14 protein-coding genes are annotated in these 14,235 nt (G+C 59.0%); 7 read left to right on the top strand and 7 right to left on the bottom strand.

All coding sequences use genetic code 11. The annotated features are described in order from the left end of the window. Positions 1 to 196: 196 nt before the first annotated feature. The 5 genes from ACUXAC_RS08805 to ghoS all read right to left on the bottom strand — a co-directional run bounded on the left by ACUXAC_RS08805 (position 197) and on the right by ghoS (position 4,173). Positions 197 to 1,051 carry a metal ABC transporter permease gene (locus tag ACUXAC_RS08805; RefSeq protein WP_197861868.1) on the bottom strand — a complete coding sequence of 285 codons (855 nt, stop codon included), beginning with the start codon at positions 1,049 to 1,051 and terminating at the stop codon, positions 197 to 199. Further along, positions 1,051 to 1,911 carry an iron/manganese ABC transporter permease subunit YfeC gene (gene yfeC, locus ACUXAC_RS08800; RefSeq protein WP_049198580.1) on the bottom strand — a complete coding sequence of 287 codons (861 nt, stop codon included), beginning with the start codon at positions 1,909 to 1,911 and terminating at the stop codon, positions 1,051 to 1,053. Before yfeC ends, ACUXAC_RS08805 begins: the two co-directional genes overlap by 1 nt. Continuing rightward, complete coding sequence (locus tag ACUXAC_RS08795) at positions 1,911 to 2,801, bottom strand: manganese/iron ABC transporter ATP-binding protein (protein WP_047727680.1); 891 nt, start codon at positions 2,799 to 2,801, stop codon at positions 1,911 to 1,913. The genes yfeC and ACUXAC_RS08795 overlap by 1 nt, the downstream gene beginning before the upstream one ends. After that, complete coding sequence (locus ACUXAC_RS08790; protein ID WP_060419234.1) at positions 2,798 to 3,742, bottom strand: metal ABC transporter substrate-binding protein; 945 nt, start codon at positions 3,740 to 3,742, stop codon at positions 2,798 to 2,800. The genes ACUXAC_RS08795 and ACUXAC_RS08790 overlap by 4 nt, the downstream gene beginning before the upstream one ends. Before the next feature lie 131 nt (positions 3,743 to 3,873). Next, entirely contained in the window at positions 3,874 to 4,173 is a 300-nt protein-coding gene (gene ghoS, locus ACUXAC_RS08785) for a type V toxin-antitoxin system endoribonuclease antitoxin GhoS (protein WP_060419232.1), read from the bottom strand. A gap of 109 nt (positions 4,174 to 4,282) precedes the next feature. Between ghoS and ACUXAC_RS08780 the strand changes: the two genes are divergently transcribed. From ACUXAC_RS08780 to ACUXAC_RS08755, 6 genes are all read left to right on the top strand, one after another. Then, positions 4,283 to 4,948 (top strand): transglycosylase SLT domain-containing protein, encoded by a 666-nt coding sequence (locus ACUXAC_RS08780; protein ID WP_049295470.1) that lies wholly within the window; start codon positions 4,283 to 4,285, stop codon positions 4,946 to 4,948. A 307-nt stretch (positions 4,949 to 5,255) separates the two neighbouring features. Further along, positions 5,256 to 5,981, top strand: coding sequence for a gluconate 2-dehydrogenase subunit 3 family protein (locus ACUXAC_RS08775; RefSeq protein ID WP_038877597.1), 726 nt, complete (start codon positions 5,256 to 5,258; stop codon positions 5,979 to 5,981). Between the two features lie 2 nt (positions 5,982 to 5,983). Next, positions 5,984 to 7,765 (top strand): GMC family oxidoreductase, encoded by a 1,782-nt coding sequence (locus tag ACUXAC_RS08770; protein WP_025302609.1) that lies wholly within the window; start codon positions 5,984 to 5,986, stop codon positions 7,763 to 7,765. 12 nt (positions 7,766 to 7,777) lie between these two features. Next, the gene (locus ACUXAC_RS08765) at positions 7,778 to 9,115 is read left to right on the top strand and encodes a c-type cytochrome (protein ID WP_159317950.1); all 1,338 of its coding nucleotides are present in this window, start codon (positions 7,778 to 7,780) and stop codon (positions 9,113 to 9,115) included. Positions 9,116 to 9,372: 257 nt separating this feature from the next. After that, positions 9,373 to 10,656 carry an SLC5/6 family protein gene (locus ACUXAC_RS08760; RefSeq protein WP_049274104.1) on the top strand — a complete coding sequence of 428 codons (1,284 nt, stop codon included), beginning with the start codon at positions 9,373 to 9,375 and terminating at the stop codon, positions 10,654 to 10,656. 150 nt (positions 10,657 to 10,806) lie between these two features. Then, complete coding sequence (locus tag ACUXAC_RS08755) at positions 10,807 to 11,940, top strand: ABC transporter substrate-binding protein (protein ID WP_197757635.1); 1,134 nt, start codon at positions 10,807 to 10,809, stop codon at positions 11,938 to 11,940. 40 nt (positions 11,941 to 11,980) lie between these two features. Here the strand turns inward: ACUXAC_RS08755 and ACUXAC_RS08750 are convergent, their stop codons facing one another. Continuing rightward, entirely contained in the window at positions 11,981 to 12,667 is a 687-nt protein-coding gene (locus ACUXAC_RS08750) for a MarC family NAAT transporter (protein ID WP_238423626.1), read from the bottom strand. Between the two features lie 105 nt (positions 12,668 to 12,772). Continuing rightward, positions 12,773 to 12,961, bottom strand: a complete 189-nt coding sequence (locus tag ACUXAC_RS08745) for a hypothetical protein (RefSeq protein WP_047727675.1) — start codon at positions 12,959 to 12,961, stop codon at positions 12,773 to 12,775. 224 nt (positions 12,962 to 13,185) lie between these two features. On the opposite strand from ACUXAC_RS08745, the gene ACUXAC_RS08740 reads away from it, so the two are divergent. Beyond that, the gene (locus ACUXAC_RS08740; RefSeq protein WP_387442092.1) at positions 13,186 to 14,235 is read left to right on the top strand and encodes an AAA family ATPase; all 1,050 of its coding nucleotides are present in this window, start codon (positions 13,186 to 13,188) and stop codon (positions 14,233 to 14,235) included.

The following is a 14,235-nucleotide window of genomic DNA, read 5'->3' as shown; positions in this document are numbered from 1 at the left end:
GCGTCTTTCCCGTGGTGAAAACACGACGCGGCGCACAGCCGGCGTCAAAGGCGGCGATTTTTTCAGCGCCTCGCCAGCTCAAAGTATATACCCTATTGATTAATTTAAGCGCAATACCGGTTGCAACTTGATGACAACGACGCGATGAGCGGGGGAAGGTGATGCGGCGAGCAGAGGGCATCGCCGCATCGGGGAGTTAACCGCCGGTGAGGGCGCCTTGGTTACGCTGTAACGGACGCAGCTTGCTGTACAACAAGGCGATAACGAACAGCACGGCCTGTACGATGACGATGCAGGGGCCGGTGGCGCCGTCGATGTGGAAGCTGATCAGGGTGCCGAGCACGCAGGAGAACACCGATACTATCGTCGCCACCATCAGCATGCGGTCGAAGCGGCGGCACAGCATAAAGGCGATGATGCCGGGGGCGATCAGCATGGCGATCACCAGGATCACCCCCACGGCCTGCAGCGAGGCGACGATGGTCATCGCCAGCAGGCACAGCAGCCCGTAGTGCAGCAGCTTGACCGGCAGGCCAATCACTCGCGAATGATGCGGATCGAAGCAGTACAGCATGAAGTCTTTACGCTTGAGCAGCACCACCGCCAGGGTGATGCCGGCGATCAACAGGGTTTGCTTCAGCTCGCCGTCGGTAATGCCCAGCATGTTGCCGAACAGAATGTGGCTCAGGTGCTGGTCGGTATCGATGCGCGAGAACAGCACCAGGCCGAAGGCGAACATGCCGGAAAAGACGATGCCCATCACCGTGTCTTCTTTCACCCGGCTGTTCTCTTTCAGGTAGCCGGTGGCTACCGCGCAAAAGATGCCGGAGAGGAACGCGCCGATCGCCAGCGGGATGCCGACCACGAACGCCACCACGATGCCGGGCAGCACCGCGTGCGAGATGGCGTCGCCCATCAGCGACCAGCCTTTGAGCACCAGATAGCAGGAGAGCACGGCGCACACTACGCCGGTGACGATGGCGGCGACGATCGCCCGCTGCATGAACGGGTAGGCGAAGGGTTCGCTGAGCAGTTGATACAGGGTGTCCATCAGCGGCCTCCGGTTTGCGAATGCGCCACGCGGCGCCGGGACGCCAGCAGGCCGTGTTTCGGCGCGAAGAAGAACGCCGCCAGGAACACCAGCGTTTGCAGGGTGACAATCACGCCCCCGGTGGCACCGTCGAGGAAGAAACTCAGGTAGGCGCCGACGCCGCTGGTCAGCGAACCGATGATGATGGCGATGATCACCAGCCGGCTGAAGCGATCGGTCAGCAGGTAGGCGGTGGCGCCCGGCGTGATCACCATGGCGATCACCAAAATGGCGCCGACGGTTTGCAGCGCGGCGACGGTGCAGGCGCTAAGCAGGGTGAAGAACAGGATCTTCAGCTTTAGCGGCGACAGGCCGATCGACACCGCGTGACTTTCGTCGAAGAACACCGCCAGCAGGTCTTTCCACACCAGGCACAGGATCAGCAGCGAAACGCCGATGATGATTTCCACCTGCAGCACGTCTTCGTCGGCGATGCCGAGGATATTGCCGAAGATGATCGACTGTACGTTGACCGAGGTGGGGTTGAGCGACACGATCAGCAGGCCGACGGCGAAGAAGGTGGAGAAGATAAAGCCGATGATGGCGTCTTCGCGCAGCCGGGTGATGTGGCGCACCAGCGTCATCGCCAGCGCCGCCAGCATGCCGGTGAAGAAGGCGCCGGCGGCGTAGGGCAGGCCGAGGGCGTAGGCGCCGGCTACGCCGGGCACCACCGAGTGCGACAGCGCGTCGCCCATCAGCGACCACCCTTTCAACATCAGGTAGGCGGAGAGGAACGCGCAGGCGGCGCCGACGATGGCGCTGACCCAGATGGCTTTCACCATGTAGTTATAACTGAAAGGTTGCAGCAGAAGGTCCAGCATCAGGATTGTTTCTCCCTGGCCTGGCTGTTGGCCGGCGGATCGCTCTTGGTGTGGCCGTAGAACACCGCGGGGCGTTCATCGTCGGTCAACACCGTAACTGTGCGCGGATCGTTGTCGTCGTGCAGATCCGGGCCGGAGAGGTTGATATGGCGCAGCACGCCGCCGAACGCCTGTTCCAGGTTGCTCTGGGTGAAGGTGGTCTCGGTCGGGCCGGCGGCCAGCACCGTGCGGTTGATGAGGATCACCCGATCGCAAAACTCCGGCACGCTGCCGAGGTTATGGGTGGAGACCAGGATCAGGTGCCCCTCGTCGCGCAGCGCGCGCAGCAGCTCGATAATGGCGTTCTCGGTTTTTACATCCACGCCGGTGAACGGCTCGTCCAGCAGCAGTACCGTGCCCTGTTGCGCCAGCGCGCGCGCCAGAAACACGCGTTTTTTCTGGCCGCCGGACAGCTCGCCGATCTGCCGGCTGCGCAGCTCGCTCAGGCCGACGCGTTCCAGCGCCTTGTCGACCCGCAGCCGGTCTTCGCGCGACGGGATGCGCAGGAAGTTCATCTTGCCGTAACGGCCCATCATCACCACGTCTTCCACCAGCACCGGGAAGTTCCAGTCGACGTCTTCGGTCTGCGGCACGTAGGCGATCAGGTTCTTTTTCAGCGCGTCCGCCACCGGTTTGTCGCTCAGCGACACCTGGCCGGCAGTGGGCCTGACCAGGCCCATGATGCTTTTGAACAGCGTCGATTTGCCGCTGCCGTTGACGCCGACCAGCGCACAGATCGAACCGCCGCTCAGGGTAAAGCTGGCGTTATGAATGGCGGTGTGCCCGTTGTTGTAGGTTACGGTGACGTCGTCCACGTTCAATTCAGGGCGGACAAACGGTTCATGGGTCATTGATCGAATCCTTTGGCGATGGTTTGCACGGTGGTGTTGAGCAGGTCGATATAGGTCGGCACCGGGCCATCGCGGGTGGACAGCGAATCCACATACAGCACGCCGCCGTATTTGGCGCCGGTCTCTTTCGCCACCTGCTTGGCCGGCTTGTCGGAAATGGTGCTCTCGCTGAACACCACAGGAATATGGTGGGCGCGCACCGCGTCGATCACCCGGCGCACCTGCTGCGGCGAGCCTTGCTCATCGGCGTTGATCGGCCAAAGATAAACTTCTTTCAGCTGGTAGTCCTGCGCCAGATAGCTGAAGGCGCCTTCGCTGGTCACCAGCCAACGCTGTGCGGCAGGAATGCGCGCCAGGCGTTCGCGCAGCGGGGCGTCCAGCGCGCCGATCTTCTCTGCGTAGGCCTTGGCGTTGCGGTTGTAGGTTTCTGCATGGGCCGGATCGTGCTCTACCAGCGCCTTACGGATGTTCTCGATGTACACCAGCGCGTTGCTCGGCGACATCCAGGCATGCGGGTTCGGGTTGCCGTTATACGGCCCTTCGCGGATCGGCAGTGGGGTGATGCCTTCGGTCACGACCGCCGCCGGCACCTGCTTGATGTTCTCGAAGAAGCGCTGGAACCAGCGTTCCAGGTTCATGCCGTTCCACAGGATCAGATCGGCGTGCTGCGCCTTGACGATGTCGCGCGGGGTAGGTTGATAGTCGTGGATCTCGGCACCCGGTTTGGTGATGGATTCTACCACGGCGGCGTCACCCGCCACGTTCTGGGCGATGTCCTGAATGATGGTAAAGGTGGTCACCACGCGCAGCTTCTTTTCCGCCAGCGCGTGTGGGCTGGCCATAGCGGCGCCGAGCAGCAGGCAGGCGAGCGTGAAAGGGCGTAACAGTGCGGCAGCGCGGGGAAGGCGACTACGGCGAAAAGCGCAACTTATCAATGGCATGATGACGTCTCCTGGTTCAAATGAAAATGATTATCAATATCAATTGAAGCGAAGTCAAGCGTCACTTGCCCACCGCCGGCGGGGTATTTCTCCAACTGAAAAAATAATACCGTCCGGGGAGTTATAGCATTTTATGTATCAGTATGTAACCGCTGAAGGTAGTCCTTACAGCTGCATATAGTCACCTCAGGCTGTTTTCCCAAGGCCAACTGCCCGAACCCCTGCGCCAGCCGCTGTACATCCTCTTGATCCAGCACGGTTATAAACGCAAAACTGTTGCTGCCGAGTTCGTGGTGAACGCCATTCTCGTCTGTCACCGACGTGACAAAACCCTCCCGCGTCAATTGCCCGGTCAGCTTCGCCAGGTCGGTCAATCCTTCTTCCTGATAGCGAAAAGTCACCACAAAGCAGCTTGTTGCAGATTGACTCATAAATCACCTCTTGGTATATGGATAGCTTGAGATTAGTCCAAAAAATTACTGCAGGTGTCCTTACAAGTTGTATATGCTACGCAACTCATTGAAAGGAGTGAGGGATTCTGTGAAAACAAAAATAGGTTGCCTTACGGCAATTTTACTTTTGTCGGGGTGCGCCAAAGACCCGCAAACGGCAAGCAATATTTCAGGCAGTGGCACAACACGCGGCGGTTGGTTAAAACCCCCTCCGCAGGCACCGGTAAATCGCACAGGCACGCCGGTTGTTTATAACGATTACATTCGTCAGGCCGCCAGCAACTATGGCGTCGACGAAACGCTGATTAAAGCGATTATTCAGGTGGAGTCCGGGTTTAACCCGAACGTGGTCAGCACCTCGAACGCAGTGGGATTGATGCAGCTTAAGGCTTCTACCGCCGGCCGCGACGCCTATCGCATGAAAGGACGAAGCGGGCAACCCAGCTCGCGAGAGCTGAAGGATCCGGCGGTCAATATTGATCTGGGAACGGCCTATATCAATATTCTTCAAAGCCAGCAGCTAGCCGGGATCAACAACCCACAGACTTTGCGTTACGCCACCATCGTTTCGTACGTGAACGGGGCGGGCGCCATGTTGCGCACCTTCTCCTCGGACAAGCGCGTGGCGGTCAATCGCATCAATCAGATGAGTCCGGATGAGTTTTATCAGCACATCCAGAAAAAGCACCCGGCGCCGCAGGCACCGCGCTATTTGTGGAAGGTGACCACCGCTTATCAGGCGATGTCGCCGTAGCCCCATCCTTCTTTGAATCGGCCGCTAAACGCGGCCGATTCTGTTTCCTGCGTTAGTTTATAGCGCGACCTGCCTCTCATTTTTCGTTATTTCCTCATCGGTTATCAGAAAAACCGCACAAAAAGTTAAATTTACGTTAGCGGATAAATCTTTACGTTCATTCAATAAGTTACCGGTAACATTTTTGCTTTTGCGCGCATTCTGACCTTCAATAAATATACAAATAAGTAACAAATTATTTTAAAAACCCGTATCGATCGCAAGGTTGCGGTTAAATAGTTGTGACTATCTTTGGATGGAATGTGACATGTCGAATCATAAAACCAACAATTCGCGGCGCGATTTCTTGTTGAAATCGATGACCTTAATTCCTGCGGCGGTAATTGGTGGCAGCGGCGTTGGCGCGCTGACGGCACCGACACCGGCGGTCGCGGCCTCGAACACCACAACGCAGAATGATTACCAACCGACCTTTTTCACCCCGGAAGAGTGGGCCTTCATCAAGGCCGCCGTTGCGCGCCTGATCCCCGCCGACGAACGCGGCCCCGGCGCACTGGAAGCCGGCGTGCCGGAGTTTATCGATCGCCAGATGAATACCCCGTACGCCACCGGCTCCATCTGGTACATGCAGGGGCCGTTCAACCCCGATGTGCCGAAGGAGATGGGCTATCAGCTGCCGCTGGTGCCCAAGCAAATCTACAACCTCGGCATCAGTGACGCCGACGCCTACAGCAAGAAAACCGCCGGCAAGCCTTTCGCCGAACTGGATGGCGCGCAGCAAGACGCCATGCTGCAAAAGTTCGAGTCCGGCGAGGCGGAGTTCCAGCAGCTGCCGTCGAAACTGTTCTTCTCCTATCTGCTGCAAAACACCCGCGAAGGTTTCTTCAGCGATCCTATCCATGGCGGTAACAAAGACATGGTGGGCTGGAAGCTGATTAATTTTCCGGGCGCGCGCGCTGATTTTATGGACTGGGTTGAGCGAGGGGAGCGTTATCCCTTCCCGCCGGTCTCGATTCGTGGGGAGAGGGGCTAATCATGGCAACGGTAATGAAAAAAGTAGATGCGGTGATCGTCGGCTTCGGCTGGGTGGGCGCGATCATGGCCAAAGAGCTGACCGAGGCCGGCCTCAACGTGGTGGCGCTGGAGCGCGGCCCGATGCGCGACACCTATCCGGACGGGTCTTATCCGCAGGTGATCGACGAGCTGACCTATAACATCCGCCGCAAGCTGTTCCAGGATCTGTCGAAAAGCACCGTCACCATTCGTCACAACAGCAGCCAGACCGCGGTGCCTTACCGCCAGTTGGCGGCGTTCCTGCCGGGCACTGGCGTCGGCGGCGCCGGCCTGCACTGGTCGGGCGTGCATTTCCGCGTCGATCCGATCGAACTGCGCATGCGCAGCCACTATGAAGAGCGCTACGGCAAAAACTTCATTCCGAAGGACATGACCATCCAGGACTTCGGCGTGACCTACGACGAGCTGGAACCGTTCTTCGACAAAGCGGAGAAAGTGTTCGGCACCTCCGGCACCGCCTGGACCATCAAAGGGCAGAAAGTGGCGCAGAAGGGCGGCAACCGCTTTGCTGCAGATCGCTCCAGCGACTTCCCGCTGCCGGCGCAGAAAAATACCTACTCCGCCCAGCTGTTCGAGAAAGCGGCGCTGGAGGTGGGTTACCATCCTTACAACCTGCCGTCCGCCAACACCTCGGACTCTTACACCAACCCGTACGGCGCGCAGATGGGCCCGTGCAACTTCTGTGGTTTCTGCAGCGGCTACGCCTGCTACATGTATTCCAAAGCTTCGCCGAACGTCAACATTCTGCCGGCGCTGCGCATGGAAAAACGCTTCGAGCTGCGCACCAACGCCAACGTGCTGAAGGTCAACCTGACCGACGACAAGTCCCGCGCCACCGGCGTGAACTACGTCGATGCGCAGGGCCGCGAGATTGAACAGCCGGCCGATCTGGTGATCCTGGGCGCGTTCCAGTTCCACAACGTGCACCTGATGCTGCTGTCCGGCATCGGCAAGCCTTACGATCCGGTGACCGGCGAAGGCGTGGTCGGGCGCAACTTCGCCTACCAGAACATGACCACCATCAAGGCGTTCTTCGATAAAGACGTGTTTACCAACCCGTTCATCGGCGCCGGCGGCAACGGCGTGGGCGTGGACGACTTTAACGCCGATAACTTCGACCACGCCAAAGAAGGCTTCGTCGGCGGTTCGCCGTTCTGGGTCAACCAGGCGGGCACCAAGCCGATCTCCGGCCTGCCGACCCCGCCGGGCACCCCGGCCTGGGGCAGCAAGTGGAAAGCGGCGGTGGCGGATGCCTACACCCACCACGTTTCGATGGACGCCCACGGCGCGCACCAGTCGTACCGCAATAACTATCTGGATCTCGATCCCAACTACAAGAACGTCTTTGGTCAGCCGCTGCTGCGCATGACGTTCGACTGGCAGGAAAACGACATCAAGATGGCGCAGTTCATGTACGACAAGATGGCGCCGATCGCCAAGGCGATGAACCCGAAACTGATCGCCGGCAGCCCAAAAAACGCCAACAGCCACTTCGATACCACCAGCTACCAGACCACCCACATGAACGGCGGCGCGGTAATGGGGGAAGATCCGAAGACCAGCGCGGTCAACCGCTATCTGCAGAGCTGGGACGTGCACAACGTGTTCTCGATCGGCGCCTCGGCCTTCCCGCAGGGGCTGGGCTACAACCCGACCGGCACCGTGGCGGCGCTGGCTTACTGGTCTGCCCGCGCTATTCGCGAGCAGTATCTGAAAAACCCAGGCCCATTGGTGCAGGCATAAGGACGGCGAACGATGAAAGCATTTGTACCGGCACTGGTTCTCAGTGCAGTGAGTTTTTCCGTTTGGGCGCAGGACGCCAGCGTCAGCGGCGAGCTTATCAAGCGCGGTGAATACCTGGCGCGCGCCGGCGACTGCGTGGCCTGCCACACCGACGGCAAGAGCGGCAAAACCTTCGCCGGCGGTCTGGCGATGGAGACGCCGATCGGCACCATCTACTCCACCAACATCACGCCGGACAAGAAAACCGGCATCGGCGATTACAGCTTCGAAGATTTCGACAACGCGGTGCGTAAGGGCGTAGCCAAAAACGGCAGTACCCTGTACCCGGCGATGCCGTACCCGTCGTTCGCGCTGGTGAAAGAGGAAGACATGCGCGCCATGTATGCCTATTTCATGCACGGCGTGCAGCCGGTGGAGCAGGCCAACAAGGATTCCGACATCCCGTGGCCGCTGTCGATGCGCTGGCCGCTGAGCATCTGGCGCGGCATGTTTGCGCCGTCGCCGGCGGACTTCGTGGCTGACGCCAAAGCCGATCCGGTGATTGAACGCGGCCGTTATCTGGTGGAGGGCCTGGGCCACTGCGGCGCTTGCCATACCCCGCGCAGCATCACCATGCAGGAAAAAGCGTTGAGCAACAGCGAAAGCGACGACTATCTGTCCGGCAGCAACGCGCCGATCGACGGCTGGGTGGCTTCCAGCCTGCGCAGCGACCGTAAGGATGGCCTGGGCAGCTGGAGCGAAGCCGAGCTGACCGAGTTCCTGAAAACCGGCCGTAACGACAAGGCGATCGTGTTTGGCGGCATGAGCGACGTGGTGGAGCACAGCCTGCAATACCTGAGCGACGACGATCTGACCGCCATCGCACGCTACCTGAAATCGCTGCCGCCGAAAGACGGCAAGCAGCAGGCGGCGCCGGTCGAAGACAGCGTGGCCAAGGATCTGTGGCGCGGCGACGACAGCAAGCCCGGCGCGGCGCTGTATGTCGATAACTGCGCGGCCTGCCACCGCACCGACGGCGTGGGCTACAAGCGCGCCTTCCCGTCGCTGAAGGGCAACCCGGTGGTGCAGACCGAGGACGCGACCTCGCTGATCCACATCGTGCTGACCGGCAACACTACGCCGGCGGTGCAGGGGGCGGTGTCCAACATCACCATGCCGCCGTTCGGCTGGCGTCTGAACGATCAGCAGGTGGCGGACGTGGTGAACTTCATCCGCACCAGCTGGGGCAACAGCGCCAAACCGGTGAGCGCCTCCGACGTGGCCGACGTGCGTAAAGACCGCTCGATGATCCGCGACGAGAAGGAGATGGGCAGCGCCGAGGTGCCGGACCATCCGGACGCGAAGAAGTAAACCGCTTAAGGGCTCCGCAAGGGGCCCTTAGTTTTTTCTGTGCATGCCGATTTTTTCAGCATTTCCTGTTCGCAAATTGCCCGTTCGGCCGATAAAACATAGACCCGCAGGGGATTTTTCATTATCCTTTGCCGTCCTTTCATCAGGCGTAAGTATGAAATATCGCTTTAATTCACTGATTACTATTAAAAAGTTCGCGGAGAAGGATATCCCGTTAGGCGCAATCGTTGGCGCCGCAGATTAAGGTAGACTGTCTCATGAGTACGATTTCTCCCGATTCAGGCACGCTGACGGCCGCTCAGCCAGCCAAATGGAACAAAACCGACACCGTCTGGATGTTTGGTCTTTATGCCACCGCGGTGGGTGCCGGCACGCTGTTCTTGCCGATCAACGCCGGTTTGAACGGCCCGCTGGTGCTGCTGTTGATGGCGCTGTTCGCTTTCCCGCTGACCTATTTGCCGCACCGCGCGCTCAGCCGCTTCGTGCTGTCCGGCTCCAGCCGCGACGGCAATATTCACGATGTGGTGGTGGAACACTTCGGCGTGCTGGCCGGCAAAATCATCATGATGCTGTATCTGATGGCGTTCTTCCCGATCGTGCTGGTGTACAGCATTTCGATCACCAACGCGCTGGACAGCTTCCTGATCCATCAGTTCCACGTGGCGCCGCTGCCGCGCATCTGGCTGAGCCTGGCGGTGGTGGTGGTGCTCAATCTGGTGCTGCTGCGCGGCAAAGACAGCATCGTGGCGGCGATGGGCATGCTGGTGTTCCCGCTGCTGGTGTTCCTGATGGGCATTTCGCTGTACCTGATGCCGAGCTGGAATACCGCCAACTTCGTTAATGGCCTGGCCGCCACCCGCTTCGACACGCCGGGGCTGTGGCATTCGCTGTGGCTGGCGGTGCCGGTGATGGTGTTCTCCTTCAGCCATGCGCCGATCATCTCTTCCTTCGCCTCGACGCAGAAGAGCCTGTATGGCGATAAGGCGGAACGCCGCTGCGCGCGCATCATGCGCTACAGCTATGTGCTGATCTGCGTCACCGTGCTGTTTTTCGTGTTCAGCTGCGTGCTGAGCCTGTCCCATGAAGACATGCAGCAGGCGAAAGACCAGAACATCACGGTGCTGACCACGCTGGCCAACAAGTTCTCCAACCCGCTGATCGCCTATCTCGGCCCGGTGATGGCGATGTTGGCAATGGCCAAATCCTATCTCGGCACCTCGCTGGGGGTGACGGAAGGGGCGACCAGCCTGATCGACGGCGTCACGCGCGCGGTCGGCAAACCGCTCAGTTCGCGTATGACGCACCGCATCTCGGCGGTGTCGCTGTTCCTGCTCACCTGGGCGGCGACGGTGTGGAACCCCAGCGCGCTGCACATCATTGAAACCATCAGCGGCCCGCTGATTGCCGCCATCCTGTTCATTCTGCCGATGTACGCGGTGCGCGCGGTGCCGGCAATGCGTAAATACCGAGCGGCGAGCAACGTATTCGTACTGGTGATGGGCCTGATTGCGCTGTCGGCGCTGATCTACGGCCTGGTGTGATCCTCAGGGCGCGCCGCTTCCGGCGCGCCTCTTCATCCCGCATTACACATCCCTTTGCAATTAATCGCCGGGCAACGCGGCGTGACCTTTGATAATGCTAGCCATTCTCATTACTATTCCCTGGTTGAATTGTTTACCAAGGAGCTTTTCGTGCACCGTCGAATTACTCTGTCGGCGCTGGTTTGCGCCGCCGTGCTTTCCGCCCCGGCGATGGCCACTACCTATCCGCTGACCCTGACCGACACTTCCGGCCAGACGCTCACCCTCCAGCAAGAGCCAAAACGCATCGTGGTGCAGGACGGGCGCGATATTCTCACGCTGGCGCTGCTCGATCGCGCCAACCCGTTCGATCGGCTGGTGGCCTGGAACAACCTGCTGAAGAAAAGCGATGCGGCGACCTGGGACATCTTGCAAAGCAAATGGCCGGCGGCGAAAAACATCATCGATATGGGGTTCAGCGACAAGGGCGAAGTCAATCTGGAAAGCGTGATCGCCAAACGCCCCGATCTGATGATCGCCCAGCTGCGTTCCAAACCTTCGCTGAGCCAAACCGGCGTGCTGGATAAGCTGAAGGCGTTGAACGTGCCGGTGTTGTTTATCGACACCATGCTCAAGCCGGTGGAAAACACGCCGAAAAGCGTGACGCTGCTGGGGGAAACCCTCAACCGCGAAAGCGAAGCCAAGCAATATACCGATTATTATCAGCAGCACTATCAGGCCATTCTGGCCAAGACGCAGGCGGTGGAACCCAAGCCGCTGGTGTTCTTTGAAGCCAAGGCCGGCCTGAACGGGCTGGAGTCCTGCTGCTATACCCACGCCCACGTCGGCTGGGGCGCGCTGGTGGAAGCGGTCGGCGCGCGCAATATCGGCTCTGCGCTGCTGCCGGGCGCCACCGGCGACGTGGCGCTGGAAAAAGTGATCGCCATGAAGCCGGACGCCTACATCGTTTCCGGTTCGCAGTGGGCCAGCAAGACCAACGCCGCGGTGCCGTTTGGCTATGGCGTGACGCAGCAGCAGGTGGATGAGGCTTTCAACCGGATGAAGCAGCGCCCGGGGTTCGCTCAGGTGTCGGCGGTGAAGGAAGGGCGGTTCTACGGCATCTACCATAACTTCTACAACCACCCGTACAACATCGTCGGGCTGGAGTATCTGGCGAAGTTTATCTATCCGGCGCAGTTCCCGGATCTGGATCCGGCCAAGACCTACAGCGAGATCCTCAGCCGCTTTACCGAAGTGCCGGAAGGCAAGGGCATTTTGGGCGCGCAGGCGCCGGCGGGGAAATAACGGCAACGGGCGCGACGATCATCGCGCCCGTTTTTTATCGTCAGGCGGTCGGCGTATAGGTGGAGATAATCTCCAGTACGCCGTTGATGATGAACTGCACGCCCATGCACACCAGCAGGAAGCCCATCAGGCGAGAGATCGCCTCGATGCCGCTTTTCCCCACCAAGCGCATGATGGCGCCGGAACTGAGCAGGCAGCCCCACAGGATCACCGCGACCGTCAAGAAGATGGCGACCGGCGCCACGGCCAGTACCCAGGGTTCAAAACCCAGCGTGTTCGCTTTGACGCTCGACGCCGAGCTGATGATCATCGCGATGGTACCCGGCCCGGCGGTGCTCGGCATGGCCAACGGCACGAAGGCGATGTTGGCCGACGTCTTATGGCGCAGCTCGTGCGACTTGCTTTCTACCTCCGGTGCCTCTTCAGGGCTCTGCTGGGGGAACAACATGCGAAAACCGATGAAGGCGACGATCAGCCCGCCGGCGATGCGCAGGCCGGGGATCGAAATGCCGAAGGTGTTCATCACCACCTGCCCGGCGTAAAACGCCACCGTCATGATGCAGAACACATAAACCGAGGCCATCAGCGACTGCTGGTTACGCTCTTCGCGCGTCATATTGCCGGACAACCCGAGCAGCAACGCCACCGTGGTCAGCGGGTTGGCCAGCGGCAACAGCAGCACCAAACCCAGTCCGATGGCCTGGAATAACTGCAAAATACCCGTCATAAAAAACTCCCTGTGCAACGTTCAAGCCGCCAGGCGGCGGCCCATGAGCTGAACAGCCTAGCCTGCCGCGTGCCTGGCGGCAATGGGGATAGCTCGGAAGGTTAATTAACCGTCGGCCGGCGTTTCCTCTTCACCATTGCACTCGCCGGCGAGCTCCGGTTCATCCTCACACCCCAGCGGCGCTTCATTGACCGCAATCGCTCGCGGCACTGAACGCGCGCCAAAATGCACCAGCCCATACAGCGTCGCTAATACCGCGCATAGCACGACGAGGACTGCGAGTAACCGGTTCATATTATGAGCTCAAGACCTGTTCACCAGTGAATAACGTAAGGATAGTGATGCCAAGACGCTCTGTCAGCGTGTTGTCGCCGAGAGTAGGCACGTCCGTGCTGTAATTATTATTAATTATTTTTAACTGTTTTTACCATTTAAGCGCTTAAGAGATTAAACACTTCTATACTGGTAAGGCTTTGTGGCATTTCTTTATAATCGAAAAGCTTAAAAGGAGTTTTACTATGGAAGTGGCAAAAGAATGGGTAGCGGCGAAAAAAATCTCCTGGGGCAGCGTCATTGGTGGTGTTATCACCGTATTGGCTGTTTCACTGTTGCTGTCGACGTTGGGTACCAGCCTTGGATTTTCCATCGTGGATCCGACGTCAGACGATCCAATCAATGGAGCCGGTACCACCGTAGTGATTTGGTCCGCTGTTTCAATCATTATTAGCTTGGCTGCCGGCGCTTTTATTGCCGGACGTTTGGCTGCTAATGACGGCCTTATTCATGGCTTCCTGGTATGGGCTACGTCACTGATTGTGGCGGCGGTGCTGGGCGGGATGCTGGTAGGGTCTGCAGTGAAGGCCACCGGCAATGCGCTGGGTGCTATCGCTTCGACCTCTGGCAGCTTGCTCTCCGGTGCCGGTTCAGCGATTGGCAAAGGGGCTGCCGGGTTAGCGGACGTGGGTGGCAAGGTGTTTGACAAGTTGGGTATAGACACCACGTTGGAACCTGAACAGCTGCATGGTGATGTGGTTACGGCGCTTAAAAAAAGTGGTATTCCGTCATTGCAGCCTGAATTCATGCAGCAACAGTTGAATGCGGCCAAGACTGATTTGGCAGACGCAGTAAAAGCCCTGGCACTTCAGCCCGACAATAGCGATGCGATTATTAAGCAACTGGTCGACAAGCTTAAAAAACATGGTGAGGCCATCTCGCAAGATGTGGATCAAGACACACTGAAAAAAGCGCTGGTTGAAAATACCAATATGACGCCGCAGGAAGTAGACCAGACTGTGAAGAATTTGGTCGACGCCAAAAATAAAACTGCGCAGCTGGTTAATCAGCGTTTGGATGAAGCCGAAGCAAAAATCAATCAGGCAAAGCAGGAGTATGCTGAGCTGAAACAGAAAGCGCGCGAACAGGCTGCCGTGGCTGCGGACGAATTGTCTCGGGCTGCCCTGTGGTCATTCTTTGCATTGTTGATTGGCGCAGTGGTCAGTGCATTGGCAGGCTTGTGGGGCGTTAACACCAACGCCCGGCGTGTCACCGTATCATCTCCGCAGGCGTAA

It is taken from the genome of Serratia sp. 121840015-1 (assembly GCF_053627655.1).
Note: the sequence above shows the minus strand (reverse complement) of the source record. Positions and strands in the feature narration are given on the sequence as shown.

Bases quoted from the DNA above. Each gene is read 5' to 3' on its own strand.
- ACUXAC_RS08795 (WP_047727680.1), bottom strand. From the start codon at position 2,801: ATGACCCATGAACCGTTTGTCCGCCCTGAATTGAACGTGGACGACGTC.
- ghoS (WP_060419232.1), bottom strand. From the start codon at position 4,173: ATGAGTCAATCTGCAACAAGCTGCTTTGTGGTGACTTTTCGCTATCAG.
- ACUXAC_RS08790 (WP_060419234.1), bottom strand. From the start codon at position 3,742: ATGCCATTGATAAGTTGCGCTTTTCGCCGTAGTCGCCTTCCCCGCGCT.
- ACUXAC_RS08760 (WP_049274104.1), top strand. From the start codon at position 9,373: ATGAGTACGATTTCTCCCGATTCAGGCACGCTGACGGCCGCTCAGCCA.
- ACUXAC_RS08775 (WP_038877597.1), top strand. From the start codon at position 5,256: ATGTCGAATCATAAAACCAACAATTCGCGGCGCGATTTCTTGTTGAAA.
- ACUXAC_RS08770 (WP_025302609.1), top strand. From the start codon at position 5,984: ATGGCAACGGTAATGAAAAAAGTAGATGCGGTGATCGTCGGCTTCGGC.
- yfeC (WP_049198580.1), bottom strand. From the start codon at position 1,911: ATGCTGGACCTTCTGCTGCAACCTTTCAGTTATAACTACATGGTGAAA.
- ACUXAC_RS08740 (WP_387442092.1), top strand. From the start codon at position 13,186: ATGGAAGTGGCAAAAGAATGGGTAGCGGCGAAAAAAATCTCCTGGGGC.
- ACUXAC_RS08805 (WP_197861868.1), bottom strand. From the start codon at position 1,051: ATGGACACCCTGTATCAACTGCTCAGCGAACCCTTCGCCTACCCGTTC.
- ACUXAC_RS08750 (WP_238423626.1), bottom strand. From the start codon at position 12,667: ATGACGGGTATTTTGCAGTTATTCCAGGCCATCGGACTGGGTTTGGTG.
- ACUXAC_RS08745 (WP_047727675.1), bottom strand. From the start codon at position 12,961: ATGAACCGGTTACTCGCAGTCCTCGTCGTGCTATGCGCGGTATTAGCG.
- ACUXAC_RS08765 (WP_159317950.1), top strand. From the start codon at position 7,778: ATGAAAGCATTTGTACCGGCACTGGTTCTCAGTGCAGTGAGTTTTTCC.